Raw genomic sequence first — 21,520 nt, forward strand, 5'->3', positions numbered from 1 at the left:
GTGTTTTCTTAGGTTTTAAAGAGAAGATTCAGCTCAAACAAAAAACCACCGCAAAAGCAGTGGTATCGTTGTTAATTTCATTGTTTTTAAAAAGAAACTTCGTTTACCTCTTTTCCGCGCTGAAAATTCATTGTTTTCTGGCTTCCTTTGTATGCAATATTAACAAGGTTAATCTGCTTCGGAAAGGCGCTTAAGAGAATCGTATTCTTTATTTTCAAGGTACTGATATCTGAAACGCCTCCTGTCTCAAAATATACCCATACTGTTTCTCCGCTTACCTGACTTCCCGTAAATGTAATTGTTTTGGGTGAGCCATTGACATACACATCAAAATTATTGTTTACATACTTTTTAACCTCTGCTTCAAATCCTGCCGTATTCGGGTTGATCTTTATCGCATCAGAAATATGATTTGTATTCATTTTTGTGGTGAACTTCAATGTTTTGCTTCCATCAATATAATCCACTTTAGTCATTGAAGAGAAAAAGTCTACATACGTGAAACTCATTAACACAAAAAATGTTAAAATTCCTGATATATATAAAATTTTTTTCATCTTGGATAATAGATTTACAATCATGATTGTTAATTTTAAGTCACAAATAATGTGCCAATTAAAAGTTAACGTTTACAGAGTATTTATCATAAAAAGCTTTGATGTGCGCTACCGCTTCGTCTGCGGTGTCTACCACACGGTAAAGTTCCAGATCTTCTTCGTGGATCATCTTTTCTTTAAGCAACGTAGTTTTAAACCAGTCTAATAATCCGCTCCAAAATTCCGACCCTACCAAAACAATCGGGAATCTTCCTATTTTGTTGGTTTGAATCAGCGTTAAAGCTTCCGTAAGTTCATCTAATGTACCAAATCCTCCCGGCATAACTACAAATCCCTGCGAATATTTTACAAACATTACTTTTCTTACAAAAAAGTAATCAAAATTCATCGAATACGATTTATTGATGTAAGGATTGAAATGCTGCTCAAAAGGCAGATCAATATTCAAACCGATGGATTTTCCCTGTGCATTGAAAGCACCTTTATTTCCGGCTTCCATAATTCCGGGACCTCCTCCGGTAATGATTCCGAAGCCTAATTTTGTAATTTTCTCAGCAATTTCCACCGCCATTTTGTAGTATTTGCTTTGCGGCTTCAGTCTTGCAGATCCGAAAATAGAAACACACGGGCCAATTTTAGCCAGTTTTTCATAGCCATCTACAAATTCCGCCATTACCTTAAAAACCATCCAACTGTCTTTTGTAATGGTTTCGTCCCAGGTTTTTTGTCGCAGACTGTTTTGTAATCTTGTTTCGTTACTATCAAATTCAGGATTTACCAAACTTTCATCCCTCGTTCCTTCAATTCCCATTGTACAATTATTTAAAGTGTTTTTCGGCTTCCGTTACAGATTCCGGTCTTCCGACATCGATCAGAATACTGTCGTGAAGGAAACCATGGATATGCTCGGTCTGCATAAGATCCAGATATTCTTCCATAACAGAAAATTTGCCTGTTCTTTTTATTTTTTCAAAGATAAGCGGATTGATGCAATGTACCCCACTGAAAGCCAAAGCTTTGAATCCTTTGTTGAATTCTGCAAGTCTCTGTTCTCCGGTCTGTACATTCAGCCAGCCCCTTAAAACCAGATCATCATTGAAAAGCAGTTTTCTGGAGCTTTCTCTGTCCGATACAGCTAATGTAGCAAAATCTTTTATCTTTTTATGATATTCTACAAATTCTGTAATATTAATGTTGGTAAGAATATCGGCATTCATGATCAGGAAATCTTCTCCATGATCGAGAAATTTTCTAGCAAAAACCAAGCCGCCTCCGGTTTCCAGAAGCTCTTCGCTTTCGTCTGAGATTTCTATTTTACATCCGAAATTATCGTTCTGCTTTAAAAAATCAACTATTTGATTTCCAAAATGATGAATGTTTATGACAAAATCGTTTATTCCGAAATTTTTTAAATATTTAATATTTCTTTCCAGAAGCGGAACTTCATTCACCTTTGCCAAAGCTTTCGGATGATGGTCGGTGAATGGTTTCAGTCGGGTTCCTTTTCCGGCTGCGAAAATAAGTGCCTTCATTTTTTATGGGTAATGAGTAATTGGTAATAAAATAATCTTGGTTAAATTAAAAACAATAAATAATAGAATATTAACGAATTTAAAAATATTACTTATTGCACATTACTCATTACTTATGATTCAGTTGATGCTGTTCGTCATGATGAAGGCAGATTTCAACTTTTTCACCATATTTTTCTTCAATAAAACGAGCAATTTTTATCGCAGAATATACCGATCTGTGCTGTCCTCCTGTACAGCCAAAGTTGATCTGGAGATTTTCAAATCCCCTTTCCAGATAATTATCAATATTAATGGAAACAAGATTCTTGATTAATTCCAGAAATTTAGGCATTTCGGTTTTGGTTTCCAGATATTCCTGAACGCCGATGTCGTTTCCGGTCTGGGTTTTATATTCTTCCACTCTTCCCGGATTTAAAATTCCACGGCAGTCAAATGTAAAACCTCCTCCGTTTCCTGTTTCATCTTTCGGAATTCCTCCTTTTTTGTACGAAAAACTGTGTATGTCGATGTGTAGCATTTTTTTAATTTTATAATTATTTATTCTTAAACCGTTAAGATTTATATTTAAGAAGTTAAGTTTATTTAAGATTTTTGATAAATCAAAATTTAGTTTGGAAGCTCTTTAAAATATTCATTAATAAAAGGTTTTAAAGATTTGGTTATATTATCGGTGAAGAAATTGATTAACAGACCTTGAGGCTTTTTCAAAACTTTCATGTATGTTAATAATTGAGCTTCATGGATAGGCAAAATTTCTTCGATCGCTTTTAATTCTACGATAACAGCATCATTTACGAGCAGATCAACAACCAGTTTTGTTTTAATATCAACACCTTCATAATTAATGGTTGTATAAAGTTGTTGTTTTACATCATATCCATTGTTAAAGAGTTCAATTTTTAAACATTCTTCATAAATACTTTCAAGCAAACCGGGTCCAAGTGTTTTGTGAACTTTTATAGCAAAACCGGTAATTTCATAAGATAATTGTGTAATTTCTTTTTTCGTCATAACACTTAACTATGCTTAACTTCTTAAATATAAATCTTAATGTTTTAATATTTCTTCAATTTTCAATTTTGTTTTATCTGAATTTAATTGTTTAATCACTTTTTCAAGTTCAGGGTAATCGTTCATATTTTCCCAGTTTTGCGCAAACGCTGTAATGTTTTCTATTCCTTTTTCTAAGCTTGAAATAAAATGCGGTTTTCTCTGAATTAATCCCCGAAAACCGTAAGCTCCCAAAACCTGAAGAAACCGCATTAGTTGAATTGGTTTTACCGAAAAATCTAGTTTGTCTTTAATTTCCTGATTTTCAAATTGATTTATATACAAATGCAACATCTCATTTTTGAAATCTTCCAGAAAGTTTGCTTTTGCCTGAAACAGAAAAGAAATGACATCATACATCAACGGACCTTTCATTGCCGATTGATAGTCGATGAAGGATACTTCATTCCTTTCATTCACCATGATGTTTCTTGCCTGAAAATCGCGGATCATTAATCCTTTCGGTTCCAGATTTTCGATCAGGGCAACAATTTTTTTAAATTCTTTCAGAAGGGTAGATTTGTGATATTCCAGCTCCAGAACATCCGCCACGAAATTTTTAAAATAATACAGATCGTGCATTACCGGAAGTTCATCATAGCTTTCATATTCGAACGTTTTGGTGAAATCTATTTTATTCTGCGTTGAAATCTGTAACTGATACAGTTTTTGCAGGGTTTGCTTTACCAAAGATTTTACATGTTCAGATAAACCTTCCTTCGAAATGATTTCAGAAAGGGTATGGTCTCCTAAAAACTCCTGAATATACATTTTACGGTCATCCGAAACGGCAAAAATTTTAGGCGTATTAAGCTTTAAATCTGAAAATATTTTCGAATAATACAGAAAACTTTCATTTTCCGCTATATTTTCGTTGTAGGTAATGATAAACTTTTTATCAGTTTTCACAATAAAATTTACTCTCGCGGAACCACTTTGAGCTAAAGAGATCAACTCAGAAGATTGTTTTCCAGTATAATTTTCAAAAAAAAATTGGGCGTATTCGGAAATCATAGATGTCACAAATATAATAATTTACAGGCTAATTTCTATATTTGCATTATGCTAAAGGATTTTAAACCTGTTTTGGGCATTCTGCTGCGCTTCATCATCATTTATCTGGTGCTGCTTTTTGCGTATCAGTTTTTTCTGAACAGTTTTCAGAAAGAAGGTCTTGATCCCTTTTCGAGAATGATTGCAGAGCAGGTGAGGGATATCCAGAACTTTATGGGGTTTTCAACACAACTGTATGATGATGTTAAAGGCGAACAGGTGTATTTTTATGTCCGGAACAAATATCCTACAAGAATGGTGGAAGGCTGCAATGCCGTTTCTGTGATGATTCTTTTTGTAGCATTTGTTTTTGCCTTTTACAAAGGAAAAAAGACCTTTGTTTTTGTAGTTCTGGGACTGGCTTTGCTATACATTATTAATGTTTTAAGAATAATTGGGTTGAATATTGTGATTCTCAATCACGGGGAATACGGCAAAATAGTACATGATTATATTTTTCCGGCGGTTATATATGGGACAGTCGTGTTACTTTGGCTAATCTGGATTAAATTTTTTGCTTTAAAACATGAAAAATCTTAACTGGGTTTTAGTCATATTGGGAGTTTTAGGTCTTGTAAGTGTAAGAATACTTGAAGACAGAATTTTTTATGATCCTTTTCTCAATTATTTCCATGAAGCCAATAAGAATATCCCTTTTCCCTCTTTTGAATGGGGAAAATTAATTTCCGGATATCTTTTCCGGTTCATTCTGAATCTCTTATTTTCATGTGTAGTGATTCATTTCTGGTTCAAAAACAGACAATGGACAATTCAGGGAGCTATTTTAATTACGATTATTTTTGCTATTACTTTTCCGATTTATTTATACAGTATTTATGACAGGTTTGAAATCGGGTATCTTTTTTCTTTTTACATGAGAAGGTTTGTCATTCAGCCATTGATTTTACTTCTGATTATCCCGATGTTTTATTACAGGAAGCAAATCAGTCAATAAAATTTTTAGAAGTTATATTTTAATTGTCTTCAATGGAATGCTTATCCACAGAAGTCACATTTTCCGGAGTCCAAACCACTCTTTTTACAAAATCTTTTTCGCGGACAGGGCAATTTGATATCTGACAAACGGAACAGGAGAAGGGTTTACAGTCATCCATATGGAAATTAAATTCCACCGTTCTTTTTGTGTTTTTTGCCAAAAGGATGATCATTTTTTCCATTTCATTGTGTGCATCACGAAGGCTGTAATACCAAGGCAAAGTAATATGTGCATCGATATGAAGATGTGCTCCGAATTGCTGGATTTTCATGTTGTGAACATCAATCCATTCCGTTTTTCGGTTTTCTTCTAAAACCTGTATGATTTGTTCCAGAAGATCGGGATCCTGCTCGTCCATAATTCCACTTAAGGATTTGCGGACTATTTTGTATCCCACTACGATAATATATATACCGAAACCTAAGGCAACAACGGAATCCAGCCAGTAAATTCTGGTAAAATATACCACAATTAAACTCACAACAACACCAAGTGTTGTTATAGTGTCGGATTGCAGATGTTTTCCGGATGAAATAAGAACGATAGAATTTTCGGTCTTTCCTTTTTTAATGGAAATATAGCCTAATAAATAGTTGATAGCGGCAGTGGTGGCAATAATCCAGATTCCAATATCTAATTTACTTAAAACCTTTCCTATAATTAAGCTGTTAATGCCTTCGTATATAATCATAATTCCCGCAATGGCAATTAAAGCACCTTCGATTCCTGAGGTTACGAATTCTACTTTTCCGTGTCCGTATGGATGATCGTCGTCTCTTGGTTTTGCCGCAAGATATAGTGAATAAAGCCCCATAAAGGCACTGATGACATTTACAATACTTTCCATGGCATCAGAAAATACAGCGTCGGAATTCGTCAGTTTCCAGGCGATAATTTTTCCGATAAAGAGAATAACTCCGAAAGCGGCTATAAGTTTCTGAAAGGCTAATTTATCTTTACTTTTATTCTTCTGAACGTTCATAGGTTTGATAAAAAAAAGAATCTCAATTCTGAGACTCTTTTTATGTTTGTTAGTTTATACTAAGTTATTTTCTACAAGGTATTCTGCAATCTGTACCGCGTTCGTTGCGGCTCCTTTTCGCAGATTGTCTGCCACGATCCAGAGATTCAGAGTTTTGGGCTGCGAAAGGTCTCTTCTTATCCTTCCTACGAAGACTTCGTCTTTTCCTTCCGAGTACAGCGGCATCGGATATTCGTTGTTTTTCACGTTATCTACCACCACAACTCCGGGAGTTTCAGATAAGATTTTTCTTACTTCGTCAAGATCAAACTCATTTTCAAACTCGATGTTTACACTTTCAGAATGTCCTCCCTGAACTGGAACTCTTACTGCGGTTGCGGTTAAATTAAAAGTATCGTCCCCTAAAATTTTCTTAGGTTCTTTCATTAATTTAATCTCTTCTTTCGTGTAATCGTCGTCTGCAAAAACATCACAGTGCGGCAATGCATTTTTGAAGATCTGATAAGGATATACTTTTGCAATAGAATCGTCTCCGCTGATTTCTCCGTTTAACTGATCTACAGCAGCTTTACCGGTTCCTGTTACGGATTGGTAGGTGGAAACAATGACTCTTTTTAAATCGTATTTTTTGTTCAGAGGTCCTAAAACCATTACTAACTGAATAGTGGAACAGTTCGGATTTGCAATAATTTTGTCTTCTTTCGTCAATACATCTGCATTGATTTCCGGAACCACCAGTTTTTTATCAGGATCCATTCTCCATGCTGAAGAATTGTCGATTACTGTTGTCCCTGCTTCTGCAAAAATAGGAGCGAATTCAAGAGAAGTTCCGCCTCCGGCAGAAAAAATAGCAATATCCGGTTTGGCAGCTATAGCGTCTTTCATGCTTACAATCGTAAATTCTTCCTGTTTATACTTCACCTTATTACCAACAGATTTTTCGGATGCTACCGGAATTAGTTCGGTGATAGGGAAGTTTCTCTCTTCGAGAACTTTAAGCATAACTTGTCCAACCATTCCTGTTGAACCTACTACAGCTACTTTCATTGATTTAATTAAAAATTATTTTGTTAATATATTTATGCCCCGAAGACTCTCGCCCATGGGAACGCGAATGCAAATAAACCTACGGCAATTAATCCCATAATTACGACTCCTAAAGAAATCGTAGGGTTTGTTTTTACTTTTTTGTTAACGATCGTCATTAAAACAGCGGCGATCAGCATAGAAAACGGATGTTCTACATACTGAAATCTTAATGCTGAGTTTTTCATCACTTCACCCATATTTAAACCATTCGAGAAATTAATAATCAGCATTACCAACCCCAATAAGAACTGAACATGGAAAAAGATCATTGTGAAAAGAGTAGTCTTCTTAAGGAAATTATTTACTTTTCCACTGAATCCGAACATGGTTGCTAAAAGTGCAATAACAAACAGCGTCACCAAAAGAATTTCCAGATATCCGAATCCTTTGTGAGCATTAAGTAAAATGTTGTAAAAGTCCATATTTATTTTTTTCTGTTTTTCAGACACAAATATAGCAAAAATCCCGGCGAAAAGCCGGGATTGATATTTATAAAATCTAATTTATGTATTTATTAGAAGTTGAAAGAAAGGGTTGCTGCCCATGTTCTTCCGAATCCAAAGAATACCTGATTACTTGTATCTAACCCTTTATAGAAGTTAGCTGGATTGTTAATGTAAGCATCATATTTCTGTTGTGCAGTCGTTGTTACTCCTCCGGAAGTAGTTGTAGTAAAATCAGATAACTGTTTTACATGATTGCTAGTATTTGAGTCTGCGATGTAAGTAGTATCAAACAGATTATATACATTACCTCTGATTGTGAAATACTGTTGTTTATTATTCAGATTGATTCTGTAAGAAAGACCTAAATCAAACAGATTGTAGTTAGGTAATTTTAAAGTTCCTTTATCTGCATTTGATCTAACGCTGAAGTTATATGTATCCAAACTTGCGTAAAGATCATTTGTACTTCTCCAAGTTGCATCAAATTTCAGATTTTTAACAGGCATTACAGTAACACCTAAAGCTGCTGTCATTTGAGCTGCTTCACCCACTTTTGCTCCATCTAAATAAAGTTGCGTTTCATTACTTGTGGTACCAGGGAAATTAAATGGTAAGTTGGAATTGTCCTCAAACAAAGTAGCGGTTGCATTTCCTTTGTAATACCAATCACCTGCTGAAAACATTCCGTTTATGGTTAGAATCTTATTTAGGTTATAACTTGCATCTACCTCAACTCCCATATGCACTTCGTTCAGATTATTAATTTCAGCATAAAAAGTTTTGTTAGTAGCAACGTCTCTTAAGCTGGATCTTCTAAGGTATCTGTCATTCCAAGTAGTTCTGTATAAGTTAACATTAGCATTAAAATTAGAAGAGCGGAATCCGTATCCTAGTTCTGCACCAAATATTTTTTCGTTTCGTAGATCTTTGGCAACAATGTTTTCATTACTTCTGTATACTGCATTAAAGAAAGGTTGTCTTTCATAATATCCAACATTACCAAAAATATTGTGATGTTCATTAATATTATAATTTAGACCTCCTTTTACATTGAATCCAAATAGATTTTTGAAACCAGTTTTGGTATTCATTGTTTCTCCAAGCTTAGATTTTGTAACTCCGTCGATAATGAAATTATCGATTCTTTGAAAACCTTGATTTGAAACGGAACCTTGTACGAAAGCAGAAATCTTATCATTGGTATATTCAAACTGTCCGAAAGCTCCATACCAAAGTACTTCACCATCATTATTGTAACCAATTCTTTCGTTGATGGCGTTGATTTTTCCTCCAAAAGGATTCCAAGAAGGTTTTGCCGGAGAAGTAGCGGTAACAAGATTTACGGGATTATTTTTGTTATTTTTATCAAGATATCCTGATGCTCCCAATAAATCAGATACTACTTGATAATGATATCCATAGTAATATCTTGCATCAATACCCGCAGTAAATTTCATATTTTCATTTAATGTATGATTGAAACTAGAAATTACACCAAACCAGTTATGAGAATTAATGGATGCATTTCTTATTAACACACCTTTATCTGGAGTAGACGCTTGGTTTGCAGCATAAACAGCATCAAAATTATAAAGTCCTGTTACAGGATCTCTGAATGTTGATAAGCTTTTACCATTTGCTGATCCTGTAGTATTGGTTCCTCCTCCTCTACCAAAAGAAGCATAAAGTACTGTATTAAGCTTTGATTTTTGACTTATATTCCAATCCCAGTTCAAAGACATAATTGGTTTATGATAATAATTTACTCTAGCTGAATATTCCTCTCCATTAAGATATCCCCAATCTGAATTGTATCTTCTGTTAGGAGTTCCGTCTTTATCTGGATTAAAGTTGATATAATTTGCTATAGAAATTGCGAAAGATCTTTGGTTGTGCCACTGTGGAGCACCAGTAATTGTAAACTGGAAATCATGTTTACTTCCTGGTTTATTATATCCTAAAGCAAAATAGTAGTTGTATGCCTCAAATTTGGTTCCATCTGCATACATAGAACCTGCTGTTCTGCTCATTAAAAAAGATGAAGACCATCCTTTTGCAGATTTTCCTGTATTATATGCGAAAAGAGTTTTAAGATAATCATTGTTACCTAAACCAAGAGAAACAATACCTCCCTGTTTTTTATCTGCTGCTCTCGTTAAAATATTTACTGTACCTCCTACAGACGCAATTGCAAGTTTAGAAGAACCTAAACCTCTTTGCACCTGCATTGCAGAAGTAACATCAGAAAGTCCTGCCCAGTTAGACCAGTATACAGCACCATTTTCCATGTCATTTACCGGCATACCATTTACCATTACAGCAATGTTATTTTGGCTAAAACCACGGATGTTCAATTTTGAGTCTCCAAAACCTCCACCAGCTTTTGTAGCATATACAGATGGGGTTGTATTTAAGATTTCAGGGAATTCCTGATTTCCTAATCTTTCAACGATTTGCGCTTCTTTGATTGTTGAAACTGCTACAGGAGTTTTTCTATCTTTTGCGATATCAGCAACTCCAATTAACACTACCTCGTCAATGTCTTTAGACCTTGTATCTTTTACAGTGTCCTTAACCTGTTGAGCATAATAAACGCTAGCTGTGGATAATGTAATTATCGCAGTTAGCATTGATTTGTTGATTAATTTCATAATCGTTAGTAATAGTTAGATTTAATTTTCTGCAAAATTGAGGAAATTTATTTTAACTAATATTAACTGTATGTTAATTTTTAAAGGTTCTTAATAAGGTTTAAAATATTGATTTACAATGCATTGAATAATAATTGAGATTTCGCATGAAAAAAATCACATTATTGAATTTTTAACAAATCGGCATCATTTTTAATAAAAATCCAATGCTATTTCACGGCTTTGAGGCTTAAATCCATATTTTCTGCTGAGTGGGTAAGTGCCCCTGCAGAGATGTAAGTAACGCCTGTAGATGCGATTTCTTTAAGTTGGTCACGGGTAATTCCGCCCGAAGCTTCACTTTCACAGGAACCGTTAATTAGCTTTACTGCTTTCTTCATAGTTTTTATATCCATGTTGTCGAGCATGATTCTGTCTACCTTTGCATTAATAGCTTCCTGAACTTCATCCAGATTTCTGGTTTCAACTTCTATTTTGAGCTTTTTCTTGTTCTTTTTGATATAATCTTTTGCCATTTTTACGGCATTCGTAATGCTTCCGTTATAATCAATATGGTTGTCTTTCAGCATAATCATGTCATAAAGACCGTATCGGTGATTAGTTCCGCCGCCAATGGCAACCGCCCATTTTTCGCATACCCTGAAATTGGGAGTTGTTTTTCTGGTGTCCAGAAGTTTTGTTTTTGTGCCGATAAGTCTGGAATCCCAGTCATGCGTTAATGTTGCAATTCCGCTCATTCGCTGCATGCAGTTTAATATCAGTCTTTCCGTTGAAAGGATTGATCTTGCGCTTCCGGTTACGATAAAAGCAATATCCCCAAATTTTACTGCATTTCCATCCTTTACAAAAGTTTCAACTTTTAAGTTTTTATCAAAAGTTTTAAAAATAATTTCAGCGAGTTCTACTCCTGCAAGAATGCAATCCTGTTTTACCAGTAGTTTTGCACTTTGCTCCAGATCTTTCGGAATGGTGGAAAGCGTAGAATGATCGCCATCCTGAATGTCTTCTTCAAGAGCGTTTTTAATAAACTGTTTTAAAACTTTATCTGTAACGTATGCCGGTCTTTTCATATTTTTAATTTTAGTAATAATAAGATGCTTTGGTTCCGAATAACAAATCGTGAATCACAAAAAGCAAAATTACTTCATTTTCGTCAGCTTTTATTTTTTCGAATTCAATTTTATTTTTTATTCGGATATTGTCTTGATTGGTTGCTGTAAATTCTATTAAATATTTTCCTTGCGGTTTGTAAGCATCAGGATTTTCTATGTACAGAAAATATTTCCAGTTCAGATTTTTCCACTGATATTCTGTCCCATGAAAAAGAAGTTTATCTCTTTTAAATTCTAAAATCGGATGTTGATGATTGTTGATATAATAAAATGTCTGAGGAAGTTTGTTATCATTTATAATTTCATCCAGATCGAATTGATCTTTTCCGAAATAATAAGGTTTTCCAATTGTAAGTATATTGCACAATAGATTTAATGGAAGAGGATATTTTGCTCTTGAAATGATATTTTTCTTTATATAATTAAAGAATCGAACCCCAAAAGATACAGCCGCTAAAACGAACATCCAGCCTAGAAAATAGATTTCATCATGATGCTTGCTTCCAAAAATAAGAAAACCAAGTACGATGAGAACGATAAGAATCAACATGACTCTTAAAAAGTTTAAAAGATTCATGATGGTTAAAATTCTCAGACTGAAGATTTCCATACTCTGTATTTGCTACTCTTAAGCCAGATCTTTATTATAAAATGCACCTTTATTCTCTGTCATTTCCATAGACTGCGTAATGATGAGGTGGGCAACGGTAGTTAAATTTCTTAGTTCCGACAACTGTGGCGAAAGAATAGAGTAGTGGTAAATTTCGTTCACTGCGGCAGCGATTTCCTGATGTTTTTGCAAAGCCATATTCAGACGGCGGTTGCTGCGTACAATTCCTACAAGATCGCTCATCATTTCCTGAAGCTGTTTTCTCAGGTAAGAAACGATCACCATTTCGTCCATTATTTTCATGCCTTCTTCATTCCACTCCGGAACAGCTTTCAGATCATCGAAGTTGAAATTATTTTCATTTAAAAGTGCAACGGTTTTCATTGCGGCATTATGTCCGAAAACCAACCCTTCCAGTAATGAATTGGAAGCCAGTCTGTTCGCTCCGTGAAGTCCGGAATTGGTACATTCTCCCACCGCAAAAAGATTTCGGATAGAGGACTGTCCGTCACGGTCAACTTCAATTCCCCCCATCAGATAATGACAGGCGGGAACAACGGGAATAAGCTGGCTGAAAGGATCAATTCCTTCGTCTTTGCATTTTTTATAAATATTCGGGAAATGTTCAAGAAATTTTTCATGATCCATTTCACGGCAATCCAGACCTACAAATTCGTCTCCGGTAATTTTCATTTCCGCATCGATGGCTCTAGCAACGATATCACGGGAAGCGAGTTCTTCACGTTCATCATATTTATGCATGAATTTCTCGCCTCTTTTGGTTCTTAATTTGGCTCCGTCACCACGAACGGCTTCCGAAATTAAAAACAACATTCCATCGAGTTTGCTGTACAAAGCGGTCGGGTGAAACTGATAGTACTGCATATTGGAAACTTTTCCTTTTGCTCTTGCCACAAAAGCGATTCCGTCTCCTGTTGCAATCGTCGGATTGGTGGTGTTTTTGTAAACGTGTCCAGCTCCTCCGGTTGCAACAAGGGTTATTTTTGAGGTGATTTTTTTAATGGTTTTGGATTTTTCATCAAGAATATAGGCTCCGTAGCAATGGATATCTCCTTCATTTAGTTCTTTTCCCGGAACGTGATGCTGCGTAATGATATCAATCACGTAATGATGATCGAGAATCTCAATATTCGGACTGCTTTTGGCGGTTTGCAAAAGTGCCCTTTCGATTTCAAAACCTGTAATATCTTTATGATGTACTATTCGGTTTTCGGTATGTCCTCCCTCTCTTCCTAAAGCAAATTCTCCGTTTTTTTTGTCAAAATTAGCCCCCCATTCTACAATTTCGTTGAATCTTGCAGGTGCTTCGGTAACCACCATTTCTACGACATCGCGTTTGTTTTCACCGTCTCCGGCACGCATCGTATCGGCAATATGTTTTTCGAAGTTATCATTTTTAGAATCTGTAACCACCGCAAGACCGCCTTGTGCATATTTGGTATTGCTTTCATCTTCGTCCGATTTTGTTACGATGATTATTTTGGCATCAGGAAGCTGCTCAGAAATTTTTATGGCATAGGAGAGTCCCGAAATTCCGGAACCGATTACCAGTACATCCGCTTTTATCATATCCTTAGTTTAAGACAATTGTCTAAATGGTTAAATAAATTTAAACAATTTTTCGTTTGGTTTTCTTACTTTTTTCATGTGCTGGAAATGATCTTCCTCCGAACGGTATCCCAAAGCGAGGGTTACACTTACTTTTTCGGTATCAGGATTTATCTCCAGAATTTCTTCTATAAGTTCCTGTCGGAAGCCTTCCATGGGGCAGGTGTCTATATTTTCTATCGCTGCTGCATACATGAGATTTGCCAGAACGATGTAAGATTGCTTTTCTGCCCAGTTGAAAATTTCATCCTGTGTTTTTTGATTAATATGCTGATTGATGCTGTTTTTAAAAAGATCCAGTTTTTCTAGCGGTGTTTCTCTTACTTTGGAAATGTGCCGGAAATAACCATTGATGTAATTGTCGTCCACGATTTTTTTGGAAACAATAACAATGAGATGAGAACAGGTGGAAATCTGTGACGGATTGTAGAATGCAGGAATTAATTTCTGCTTCATCTCCTCACTTTCCACGATAAGAATTTCGTAAGGCTGAAGACCAAGAGAACTTGCCGATAATTTTCCGGATTCAAGAATATTATGCAGGGTTTCCTGAGGAATAATTTCGTGATTAAATTTTTTTACAGAGTATCTTCTGCTTAAAGCCTCTAAATAATTCATAATTCAAATTTAAGAATTGAATGCGAATTAAATTAGTTTAAAATAAAATATTTCTTCTAAATAAGGCATAAAAAAAGATCATCCGTTTTTCGAATGATCTTTAAAAAGTGTTATTCTATATTTTTTACCAGAACCCAGCCATTGTAGGAGGTCTGAGTGCTGTTTTTGTCATTTTCATTCCAGGTGATGGTGTACCAATATGTTCCTGTCATTACTTTTTTGCCACCCGTAGTTCCGTCCCATTTGTAGTTTCGGATTTTGTCTGCTTCGTACATTTTATTTCCATATCTGTCATATACCGTGAACACCAAATTCTTTTTATATGCTAATGCGGAATAATCAATGTAATCATTTTTATTATCTCCATTCGGAGTAATGGCATTCAGGAGATTCGGAACTGTAATCTGAACTTGAATTGGAGTACAATTGTAGGCATCTTTTACATACACTACAACTTCACCTCTTGCAAGACCTGTAAAGACATTAGAATCTTGCCAGTTAATCCCGTCTAAAGAGTATTGGTACGGTGTTTTTCCTCCTTTCACATTCACGGTAATCGTGTTGTTTTTTATATCAATTGTAGAAATTACAGGCTGCTGCGAAGGATTTACCCTTACAGTCTGCTGTGTTGTGCATCTTCCTGATTTAAGCTGTACCCAGTAGATTCCCGGCGTTACATTCGCAATAGACTGCGTCGTTGCTCCGGTGCTCCATAAGTAACTGTCGAATCCGGTTCCTGCGTCTAAAGTTGTTTTGGCATCGATACAGATGATTTTGTCTTTAAGTACAGAAGAATAAATCGGTGCTAAAACTTTTAATGTAATTTTTGCAAGCGTCCAGCAATTCGTTACATTCGTAATTCTTACATACACTACGGATGATGTGCTTACGTAAGCTGTGGGATTCAGGATCTCATTTGTTCCGGCTAATGCATCTGCCTGTGTTTTAAAATATCTTTTGGTAACGCCTGTAGCGGAAGTTACGTTTGCCTGTGTAAGATTAAATAAACCTGTTGTCGGTGCATTATCAATAAAACAAGATTCTAAAGTGACGTCTGTAGTGGCAATCTGTGGATAAAACGCCAAAGTGATTGCAGCGGAACCCTGACAGCCAAGCGGAGTCGTTACTTTTACATATACGGTTCCTGCGGCAGAAGTATAAGTGGTAGGATTCGTAATTTCATTGGTTCCGGCGTTCAGATCTGCCATATTTTTATAATACTTCTTGGTAGAACCCGTCGGTTCATTTACATTGGCAAGCGTAAGATTGTAGGTTGCTGTTCCTGTATTGTTGTTATTACATTCCGTAAGCGTTGCAGGGGTTGCTGTGAATGGAGAAAGATTTAACTGAATTTTTCCGTCCGGATTATCACAAAGCAATCCTGTATTGTCTTTAATTAAAACAGAAACTGAAGTATTTGCACTGAACTGATAGTTGGTAGGATTCGTAATCGGAGTTCCACCTACACTGTATGAGAACGTATAATTGGCAGGATTGGTTACAAATTGGCCCTGATAAGACGTTAAATTCACTGTTCCTTGTCCTGTTGCAGGATTCGGACAGAAAGTATCCGTAACCAAAGTTTGGTTAAGGGCTACTTTATCAATATAAACTTTTACATTTTTAATAGATTGTCTTGCGCTTGCTCCTCCTGTAGAAGCAGAAAATCCGAAATAACCGGTCGTCATGGTGGCAGCCGCTCCGGAAGGAGCAAAAGACTGGCTTACAATAGTAGTTCCGTCGATTTTCAGGGTGATGATCCAGCTTGCAGGAGCCGCAGGATTTACCTGTCCGTTTACTTCAACGTGTCTGAAAGTAGTTCCTACAAAAGGCTGGGTAGGATTAAGATCCGGAGAGTGAAATGTACTTCCGGCAGTGTTGTTGTATTCGATGTTTGATCCTGTTGTGTTATTGGTTCCATATAAAATATGAACCTTGCTCATCTGTGCTTCTGTGGTATTATTAAAGATGTCAAAACCTACCATTAATCCGGTAGAGTTTGCAGGAATTCCCAATCCTCCGCCAGAGGTGTAAGAAGCGGGTGGATTTGCCAGATACCAAAAAGCAATACCGTCTCCTCTTCCGTAAGCCGTTGTTCCGTTTCCGTCGATTCTGAAATCAAATTCCACTCTCCATTTATCGCAGTATTTTAGATTGATGGGAGAGTCTAATTTAATGCCTCCTACCTGACTGATCTGGTCTGCGGTAAGCTGGATGAAGTCTGTATTTACAACAGCGGCAGGAACGATATTCCAGCCTGTCGTGTTTACGGGATTTCCGGTAAGCTGATAGGTTTGCGACGAAATTTTTCCGTAGAAGCAAAATAAGAAGAGGGATAAATACAGGAGTAAATTTTTATTCATTTATTAGTATACTTAAAATTAGACGTGTAAATATATTAAATCCTGATTAAATAATATGTATTTAATATTAAATTTACCTTATTTAGTATTTATTTTGTAATAAATGATAATAAAAATGAAAGAATACTGAAAAGTGTTTTTCCGAATCTTGTAATTTTAGATTAAAACAAAGTGTTATTTTCGAGATTTTCGAAGAAGGAATCGATCTCTAAATTTTCAGAGGCAGCAGCGGTTACGGCAAGTTTGTCGCATAATTCGTTTTCAAAATGTCCTGCATGGCCTTTTATCCAGTGCATTTTAGGCTTGTGTATATTATAAAGTGCCACAAATTTTTGCCACAGATCGGGATTTTTTACATTTTTCCACCCTCTTTTGATCCATCCGGATAACCAGTTCTGGTTTATGGCATCCGAAACATATTTACTGTCTGTGTAAATATGAATTTCGTTGTCAGGAGATTTCAGTTTTTCCAAAGCCGTAATTACAGCTAGAAGTTCCATCCTGTTGTTGGTGGTTTTCCGGAAGCCTTTGGAAAATGTTTTCTGATAATTTTTTTCAGGGACACGCATGAGAATTCCATACCCGCCTTTTCCGGGATTTCCGCTGCACGCTCCGTCGGTGTATATTTCAATTTTCATTTTTAATTCTTAACCTTATTCTTAGTCCTGAATTTAAAAAGGAAAATCGTCGTCGTCATCAAAATCATTCATTGAAGATCCTGAAAGTTTTGAACTGTCGGGAAGATCAAATGCCGCACCCGGCTGAATTGTTGTTTTAATTTTATCAAAACCGCTTGGTTCGGGCTTTCCGAAGCTCGATGGATATCCTCCGCTCATTCCTCCGTCAAAAGCAGCCTCAATATCGCCGAATTTCGCAAAATGTTTTAAGAAAGATAAACGCACATCGGCAGTTGCACCATTTCTGTGCTTTGCAATAATCAGCTCCGCCTGATTTTCTGTTGAGGTTTCCTGTCCTTCTTCATCGTTGTCCCAAACCGTAATTTTATAATATTCCGGTCGGAAAATGAAAGATACAATATCCGCATCCTGTTCAATTGCTCCGGATTCCCTTAGATCGGAAAGCTGAGGTCTTTTTCCCGGACGTGTTTCTACACTTCGCGAAAGCTGCGAAAGTGCAATTACCGGAACGTTCAGTTCTTTGGCGATCGCTTTTAAAGATCGTGAAATCATGGAAATTTCCTGTTCACGGTTTCCGCCTCCTTTTCCTCCGCTTCCGGCAGTCATCAGCTGAAGATAATCGACCATGATGAGCCTTACGCCATGCTGCATGACAAGTCTTCGGCATTTTGCACGGAAATCGAAAATGGAAAGTGATGGTGTTTCGTCAATATATAATGGTGCGTTTTCCAGTTCAGAAACATTAGAGAACAGTCTTTCCCACTCTTCATCATCAAGCGTTCCTTTTCGGAGTTTTTCTGATGAAATTCTTGTTTCGGAAGCAATCATCCTTGTGATAAGCTGTACCGATGCCATCTCAAGCGAAAATAAAGCCATAGGAATTTTGTGTCCCACTGCAATATTTCTTGCCATCGATAGAAGGAATGCTGTTTTTCCCATCGCAGGACGTGCTGCAATAATAATAAGATCGGAGTTTTGCCATCCTCCGGTTTCTTTATCCACATCGCGGAATCCGGAAGGAACTCCGGAAAGTCCTTCTTTGTCTTTTAAAGATTTAATAGTATCGATTGCCTGTTTTACCAGTGAATTGGCAGTATCGAATCCTTTTTTAATGGTTCCGTTTGTGATCTCGAAAAAAGACTGTTCGGCTTTATCCAGAAGTTCAAAAACGTCTGTAGATTCTTTATAGGAAGCATCAATTACGTTTGCCGAAACATTAATTAAGCTTCGAAGAATATATTTTTCAAGAATAACACGGACGTGGTATTCAATGTGGGCAGAAGAGCTTACTCCCATCGTAAGATCGATGATGTAGCTGTCTCCGCCGGCAGAACTTAATTTTCCTTCTTTTTTAAGCTCCTGAATAATCGTCATTAAATCGACAGGCTGGTTGCCTTCGTATAATTTTAAAATGGTAGAAAATATAACCTGATGTCTCGGATCGTAGAAAACTTCAGGGGTAAGCAAATCAATGGAATGATCGAGCCCTTTTTTATCAATTAAAAAAGTACCAATCACCAATCGTTCAAAATCCAATGCATTGGGAGGCATTTTCCCGTCTGCAATGGAGAGTTCTTTTGCAAAATTTCCGTTCGTCAAAGAAGATAATGTTTCTTTCTGCGCCATAATAGTGCAAAGATAGTTTTTTTGAAAAGCAAATGAAACGGAGTAACTAACAAAAAATTGTGGATAACTTTTGAAACCGTTATTCAGAAAGGCTTTGCAGAGAGAATAAAAAAATCACCCCAAAAATGAGGTGATTTAATATTTTGAAAATCAGATTAAATGATTACTGGATATTTTTTACCAATATCCAACCGCTGTATTTCGTTTGTGTATTATCCTTATCATTTTCTGTCCACGTTATCGTGTACCAATACGTTCCCGTAACGATTTTCTTGCCACCGGAAGTTCCGTCCCATGTGTAATTTCTGATCTTGTCTGCTTTATAAATCATGTTTCCGTATCGGTCGAAAACCGTGAAAACCAAATCTTTTTTATATGCTAAAGCAGAATAATCGATATAATCGTTTTTGTTATCTCCGTTTGGCGTAATGGCATTCAGAAGATTCGGAACCGTTACCTGAACACTGATCGGGCTACAGTTATAAGCATCTTTTACGTACGCTTTATTTTCACCTCTCGGAAGACCTGTGAAAACATTGGAATCCTGCCAGTTTACTCCGTCGATAGAATATTTATAAGGCGCTTTTCCTCCTGTTGCATTAATTGTAAATGAATCATTGTTGATGTCTATACTTGTAATTACAGGCTGTACTGAAGCGGTAACCTTCACCTGCTGTAATGTCCAGCATTTTCCTGTTTTCAGTTTTACCGTGTAGATTCCTGCAGAAACATTGGATATCGACTGAGTGGTTGCTCCGGTGCTCCATTCATAGGCATCAAAACCAGGTCCTGCGTCTAACGTTGTTTTATCTTCAATACAGATGATCTTGTCTTTAAGAACAGATGATTTAACAGGAGGTAAAACTTTCAGGTTGATTTTTGCAATGGCATAACAGTTTTCTATGCTGATTACTTTTACATAAACTACGGCTGTTGTTGAAATATATGTTGTAGGATTTAAAATTTCATTAATTCCTGCAATAGCATCTGCCTGAGTTTTGTAATATCTCTTGGTGTGTCCTGTCTGTGTCGTTACACTTGGTACAGTTAAATTAAATGAAGCAGTCGTTACATTAGATTCAATGTAGCATTCTTCAATGGAAGCATCATTTACCGTTACTACCGGATTAAACTGTAAACTAATCTGGTTGTAACCTGTGCATCCCTGAGGATTTCTCACTCTTACATATACTGTTTTCGGAGCTGCAGAAGTGTAGGCTGCAGGATTTGTAATTTCATTGGTTCCTGCATTAAGATCTGCTAAAGTAGGGTAGTATTTTTTTGTAACGTTTGTAGAGGTAGGATAAACATCAGGAGCCGTAAGATCGAAAATACCTGTTCCTGCATTGTTGTTGTTACAAGCTTTTACAGTAGCCGGAACTACAGCAAGTGCTGGTAAGAACTGCAAAGTTATTTCTGCATTTGCAGTACATCCTTCATTGGTTGTAATTTTTACAAAGACAGTTTTAGGAGCCTGAGATGCATAAGAAGACGGAGTTGTTATTTCATTGGTTCCTGCCGTAAGATCTGCCATTGTAGGATAGTATTTTTTCACAACATTGGTCGGTCCGTATACGTTTGCGGAATTTAAATCGAAATAACCGATTCCTGTATTATCATAATTACAAGAAGTAATCGTAGCATTATTTACAACAATATTACCTGATCTGAATTTGAATTTTCCAACCTGGAAACATCCGTTTATAGGGTTCGTCGGGTTATTTGGATCTACATATTTAAGTCTGTAATAATAAATTGTGGTAGCATTTACCATGATCGGCGTTGTAATAGGTGCCGTTCCTGTAATAGCATCATTACTTGTTAAATGATAAGTTACCGTGAAGTTTGGATTACCATTGATAATTCCTGTAGACAATGTGCTGAAATCAAACATGGTTGGTAAAGCACATTTTAAAATTTCATTAGGATCTGCAGGGTTTGCAGCAGGTGTTCCCGGCGTAATGAACGGATTTGGCGTTAAAGCAGGATTGTTGAATGCAGAAGTTAAAGATGCAGTTCCTCCCCACGTTAAAGAAAATCCATACGGATTACTCGGAATATAGTTATCAATTAAAAGATAATAAGTTTCTCCGGCAGTTACATTCAGCGGAGTTTCCCACTGGCTTCCTGTTATTGTTGAACTTAGACCTGTGGGACCACTGGTTCCGGAAAAGTTACATTTAATAGCATTTCCAAAATCCCATGTCGCACAATTGATGTTGGGGCCGTAAACCGCAAAATCATAGTCATAATGCGTTACTCCCGGAACGGTATTTGGGGTAATGGTGAATTCTATTGTTCCTGTGGTTGCTGCTGTAAATACATACCATACAGAATAGTGCTCATCTGCAAGACAGCTTCCTGAAGTAGCTTCCTGAACGGTTCCTGAACTACTTGGATTATAAGAAATGTCTGAATTTCCACAAACCGGAATTGCCGAAATACAATCTGATTGCGAGAAAACCATTTGCGACAAAAATAAAATAGTCAGCAGTAATAATTTCTTCATTAGAAAGATTTTAAAAATATATTAGACTTTATGATGTGAAAAAAACCGCTTTTTC

20 protein-coding genes are annotated in these 21,520 nt (G+C 36.3%); 2 read left to right on the top strand and 18 right to left on the bottom strand.

Features of this window, described 5'->3' with window-relative positions; translation table 11 throughout:
- Positions 1–86: 86 nt before the first annotated feature.
- The 6 genes from B0E34_RS08475 to B0E34_RS08500 all read right to left on the bottom strand — a co-directional run bounded on the left by B0E34_RS08475 (position 87) and on the right by B0E34_RS08500 (position 4,156).
- Positions 87–557: a DUF6702 family protein gene (locus B0E34_RS08475; protein WP_228423038.1), complete on the bottom strand. Its 471-nt coding sequence runs from the start codon at positions 555–557 to the stop codon at positions 87–89.
- Between the two features lie 58 nt (positions 558–615).
- Positions 616–1,368, bottom strand: a complete 753-nt coding sequence (locus tag B0E34_RS08480; protein ID WP_087708660.1) for an LOG family protein — start codon at positions 1,366–1,368, stop codon at positions 616–618.
- A 7-nt stretch (positions 1,369–1,375) separates the two neighbouring features.
- The gene (locus tag B0E34_RS08485) at positions 1,376–2,089 is read right to left on the bottom strand and encodes a nucleotidyltransferase family protein (RefSeq protein WP_087708662.1); all 714 of its coding nucleotides are present in this window, start codon (positions 2,087–2,089) and stop codon (positions 1,376–1,378) included.
- A 109-nt stretch (positions 2,090–2,198) separates the two neighbouring features.
- Positions 2,199–2,609 carry a RapZ C-terminal domain-containing protein gene (locus B0E34_RS08490; RefSeq protein WP_087708664.1) on the bottom strand — a complete coding sequence of 137 codons (411 nt, stop codon included), beginning with the start codon at positions 2,607–2,609 and terminating at the stop codon, positions 2,199–2,201.
- Between the two features lie 89 nt (positions 2,610–2,698).
- Positions 2,699–3,103: a GxxExxY protein gene (locus B0E34_RS08495; protein WP_087708665.1), complete on the bottom strand. Its 405-nt coding sequence runs from the start codon at positions 3,101–3,103 to the stop codon at positions 2,699–2,701.
- A gap of 36 nt (positions 3,104–3,139) precedes the next feature.
- On the bottom strand, positions 3,140–4,156 hold the full coding sequence (locus tag B0E34_RS08500; RefSeq protein WP_087708667.1) for an aminoglycoside phosphotransferase family protein: 1,017 nt from the start codon (positions 4,154–4,156) through the stop codon (positions 3,140–3,142).
- Between the two features lie 48 nt (positions 4,157–4,204).
- Here B0E34_RS08500 and xrtF point away from each other — a divergent pair, with 48 nt between their 5' ends.
- Together xrtF and B0E34_RS08510 are read left to right on the top strand one after the other, a co-directional pair.
- A complete protein-coding gene (gene xrtF / locus B0E34_RS08505; protein WP_087708669.1) occupies positions 4,205–4,735 on the top strand; it encodes an exosortase family protein XrtF in 531 nt (176 codons plus the stop codon).
- Complete coding sequence (locus B0E34_RS08510) at positions 4,722–5,150, top strand: exosortase F system-associated membrane protein (protein WP_087708671.1); 429 nt, start codon at positions 4,722–4,724, stop codon at positions 5,148–5,150. The genes xrtF and B0E34_RS08510 overlap by 14 nt, the downstream gene beginning before the upstream one ends.
- Before the next feature lie 19 nt (positions 5,151–5,169).
- Here B0E34_RS08510 and B0E34_RS08515 read toward each other — a convergent pair whose 3' ends face one another.
- The 12 genes from B0E34_RS08515 to B0E34_RS08570 all read right to left on the bottom strand — a co-directional run bounded on the left by B0E34_RS08515 (position 5,170) and on the right by B0E34_RS08570 (position 21,465).
- The gene (locus B0E34_RS08515) at positions 5,170–6,174 is read right to left on the bottom strand and encodes a cation diffusion facilitator family transporter (protein ID WP_087708673.1); all 1,005 of its coding nucleotides are present in this window, start codon (positions 6,172–6,174) and stop codon (positions 5,170–5,172) included.
- A gap of 54 nt (positions 6,175–6,228) precedes the next feature.
- Positions 6,229–7,221 (bottom strand): aspartate-semialdehyde dehydrogenase, encoded by a 993-nt coding sequence (locus B0E34_RS08520; RefSeq protein WP_087708675.1) that lies wholly within the window; start codon positions 7,219–7,221, stop codon positions 6,229–6,231.
- Positions 7,222–7,253: 32 nt separating this feature from the next.
- Positions 7,254–7,685: a hypothetical protein gene (locus tag B0E34_RS08525; RefSeq protein WP_087708792.1), complete on the bottom strand. Its 432-nt coding sequence runs from the start codon at positions 7,683–7,685 to the stop codon at positions 7,254–7,256.
- Between the two features lie 92 nt (positions 7,686–7,777).
- Positions 7,778–10,360 carry a TonB-dependent receptor gene (locus B0E34_RS08530; protein WP_087708676.1) on the bottom strand — a complete coding sequence of 861 codons (2,583 nt, stop codon included), beginning with the start codon at positions 10,358–10,360 and terminating at the stop codon, positions 7,778–7,780.
- Between the two features lie 209 nt (positions 10,361–10,569).
- Positions 10,570–11,430: a carboxylating nicotinate-nucleotide diphosphorylase gene (nadC, locus tag B0E34_RS08535; RefSeq protein WP_087708678.1), complete on the bottom strand. Its 861-nt coding sequence runs from the start codon at positions 11,428–11,430 to the stop codon at positions 10,570–10,572.
- 10 nt (positions 11,431–11,440) lie between these two features.
- Complete coding sequence (locus B0E34_RS08540; RefSeq protein ID WP_087708680.1) at positions 11,441–12,082, bottom strand: hypothetical protein; 642 nt, start codon at positions 12,080–12,082, stop codon at positions 11,441–11,443.
- 18 nt (positions 12,083–12,100) lie between these two features.
- On the bottom strand, positions 12,101–13,672 hold the full coding sequence (nadB, locus tag B0E34_RS08545; RefSeq protein WP_087708682.1) for an L-aspartate oxidase: 1,572 nt from the start codon (positions 13,670–13,672) through the stop codon (positions 12,101–12,103).
- 30 nt (positions 13,673–13,702) lie between these two features.
- A complete protein-coding gene (locus B0E34_RS08550) occupies positions 13,703–14,329 on the bottom strand; it encodes an NAD(P)H-dependent oxidoreductase (protein WP_087708684.1) in 627 nt (208 codons plus the stop codon).
- 110 nt (positions 14,330–14,439) lie between these two features.
- Complete coding sequence (locus B0E34_RS08555; RefSeq protein ID WP_087708686.1) at positions 14,440–16,692, bottom strand: FIDD domain-containing protein; 2,253 nt, start codon at positions 16,690–16,692, stop codon at positions 14,440–14,442.
- 161 nt (positions 16,693–16,853) lie between these two features.
- Entirely contained in the window at positions 16,854–17,330 is a 477-nt protein-coding gene (rnhA, locus tag B0E34_RS08560) for a ribonuclease HI (RefSeq protein WP_087708688.1), read from the bottom strand.
- Between the two features lie 33 nt (positions 17,331–17,363).
- Positions 17,364–18,956 (bottom strand): replicative DNA helicase, encoded by a 1,593-nt coding sequence (dnaB, locus tag B0E34_RS08565; RefSeq protein ID WP_087708689.1) that lies wholly within the window; start codon positions 18,954–18,956, stop codon positions 17,364–17,366.
- A gap of 163 nt (positions 18,957–19,119) precedes the next feature.
- On the bottom strand, positions 19,120–21,465 hold the full coding sequence (locus tag B0E34_RS08570; protein ID WP_228423039.1) for an FIDD domain-containing protein: 2,346 nt from the start codon (positions 21,463–21,465) through the stop codon (positions 19,120–19,122).
- Between the last annotated feature and the right edge of the window lie 55 nt (positions 21,466–21,520).

The sequence above is a fragment of the Chryseobacterium mucoviscidosis genome, from assembly GCF_002177115.1.
Classification (GTDB): Bacteria; Bacteroidota; Bacteroidia; order Flavobacteriales; family Weeksellaceae; genus Chryseobacterium; species Chryseobacterium mucoviscidosis.

What these genes read in the sequence shown, in the direction of transcription:
- B0E34_RS08475 (WP_228423038.1), bottom strand. Translation starts at nt 557, where the DNA reads ATGAAAAAAATTTTATATATATCAGGAATTTTAACATTTTTTGTGTTA.
- B0E34_RS08530 (WP_087708676.1), bottom strand. Translation starts at nt 10,360, where the DNA reads ATGAAATTAATCAACAAATCAATGCTAACTGCGATAATTACATTATCC.
- B0E34_RS08570 (WP_228423039.1), bottom strand. Translation starts at nt 21,465, where the DNA reads ATGAAGAAATTATTACTGCTGACTATTTTATTTTTGTCGCAAATGGTT.
- B0E34_RS08525 (WP_087708792.1), bottom strand. Translation starts at nt 7,685, where the DNA reads ATGGACTTTTACAACATTTTACTTAATGCTCACAAAGGATTCGGATAT.
- B0E34_RS08490 (WP_087708664.1), bottom strand. Translation starts at nt 2,609, where the DNA reads ATGCTACACATCGACATACACAGTTTTTCGTACAAAAAAGGAGGAATT.
- dnaB (WP_087708689.1), bottom strand. Translation starts at nt 18,956, where the DNA reads ATGGCGCAGAAAGAAACATTATCTTCTTTGACGAACGGAAATTTTGCA.
- B0E34_RS08520 (WP_087708675.1), bottom strand. Translation starts at nt 7,221, where the DNA reads ATGAAAGTAGCTGTAGTAGGTTCAACAGGAATGGTTGGACAAGTTATG.
- B0E34_RS08540 (WP_087708680.1), bottom strand. Translation starts at nt 12,082, where the DNA reads ATGGAAATCTTCAGTCTGAGAATTTTAACCATCATGAATCTTTTAAAC.
- rnhA (WP_087708688.1), bottom strand. Translation starts at nt 17,330, where the DNA reads ATGAAAATTGAAATATACACCGACGGAGCGTGCAGCGGAAATCCCGGA.
- xrtF (WP_087708669.1), top strand. Translation starts at nt 4,205, where the DNA reads ATGCTAAAGGATTTTAAACCTGTTTTGGGCATTCTGCTGCGCTTCATC.
- B0E34_RS08495 (WP_087708665.1), bottom strand. Translation starts at nt 3,103, where the DNA reads ATGACGAAAAAAGAAATTACACAATTATCTTATGAAATTACCGGTTTT.
- nadC (WP_087708678.1), bottom strand. Translation starts at nt 11,430, where the DNA reads ATGAAAAGACCGGCATACGTTACAGATAAAGTTTTAAAACAGTTTATT.
- B0E34_RS08515 (WP_087708673.1), bottom strand. Translation starts at nt 6,174, where the DNA reads ATGAACGTTCAGAAGAATAAAAGTAAAGATAAATTAGCCTTTCAGAAA.
- B0E34_RS08510 (WP_087708671.1), top strand. Translation starts at nt 4,722, where the DNA reads ATGAAAAATCTTAACTGGGTTTTAGTCATATTGGGAGTTTTAGGTCTT.
- B0E34_RS08480 (WP_087708660.1), bottom strand. Translation starts at nt 1,368, where the DNA reads ATGGGAATTGAAGGAACGAGGGATGAAAGTTTGGTAAATCCTGAATTT.
- B0E34_RS08555 (WP_087708686.1), bottom strand. Translation starts at nt 16,692, where the DNA reads ATGAATAAAAATTTACTCCTGTATTTATCCCTCTTCTTATTTTGCTTC.
- B0E34_RS08485 (WP_087708662.1), bottom strand. Translation starts at nt 2,089, where the DNA reads ATGAAGGCACTTATTTTCGCAGCCGGAAAAGGAACCCGACTGAAACCA.
- B0E34_RS08550 (WP_087708684.1), bottom strand. Translation starts at nt 14,329, where the DNA reads ATGAATTATTTAGAGGCTTTAAGCAGAAGATACTCTGTAAAAAAATTT.
- B0E34_RS08500 (WP_087708667.1), bottom strand. Translation starts at nt 4,156, where the DNA reads ATGATTTCCGAATACGCCCAATTTTTTTTTGAAAATTATACTGGAAAA.
- nadB (WP_087708682.1), bottom strand. Translation starts at nt 13,672, where the DNA reads ATGATAAAAGCGGATGTACTGGTAATCGGTTCCGGAATTTCGGGACTC.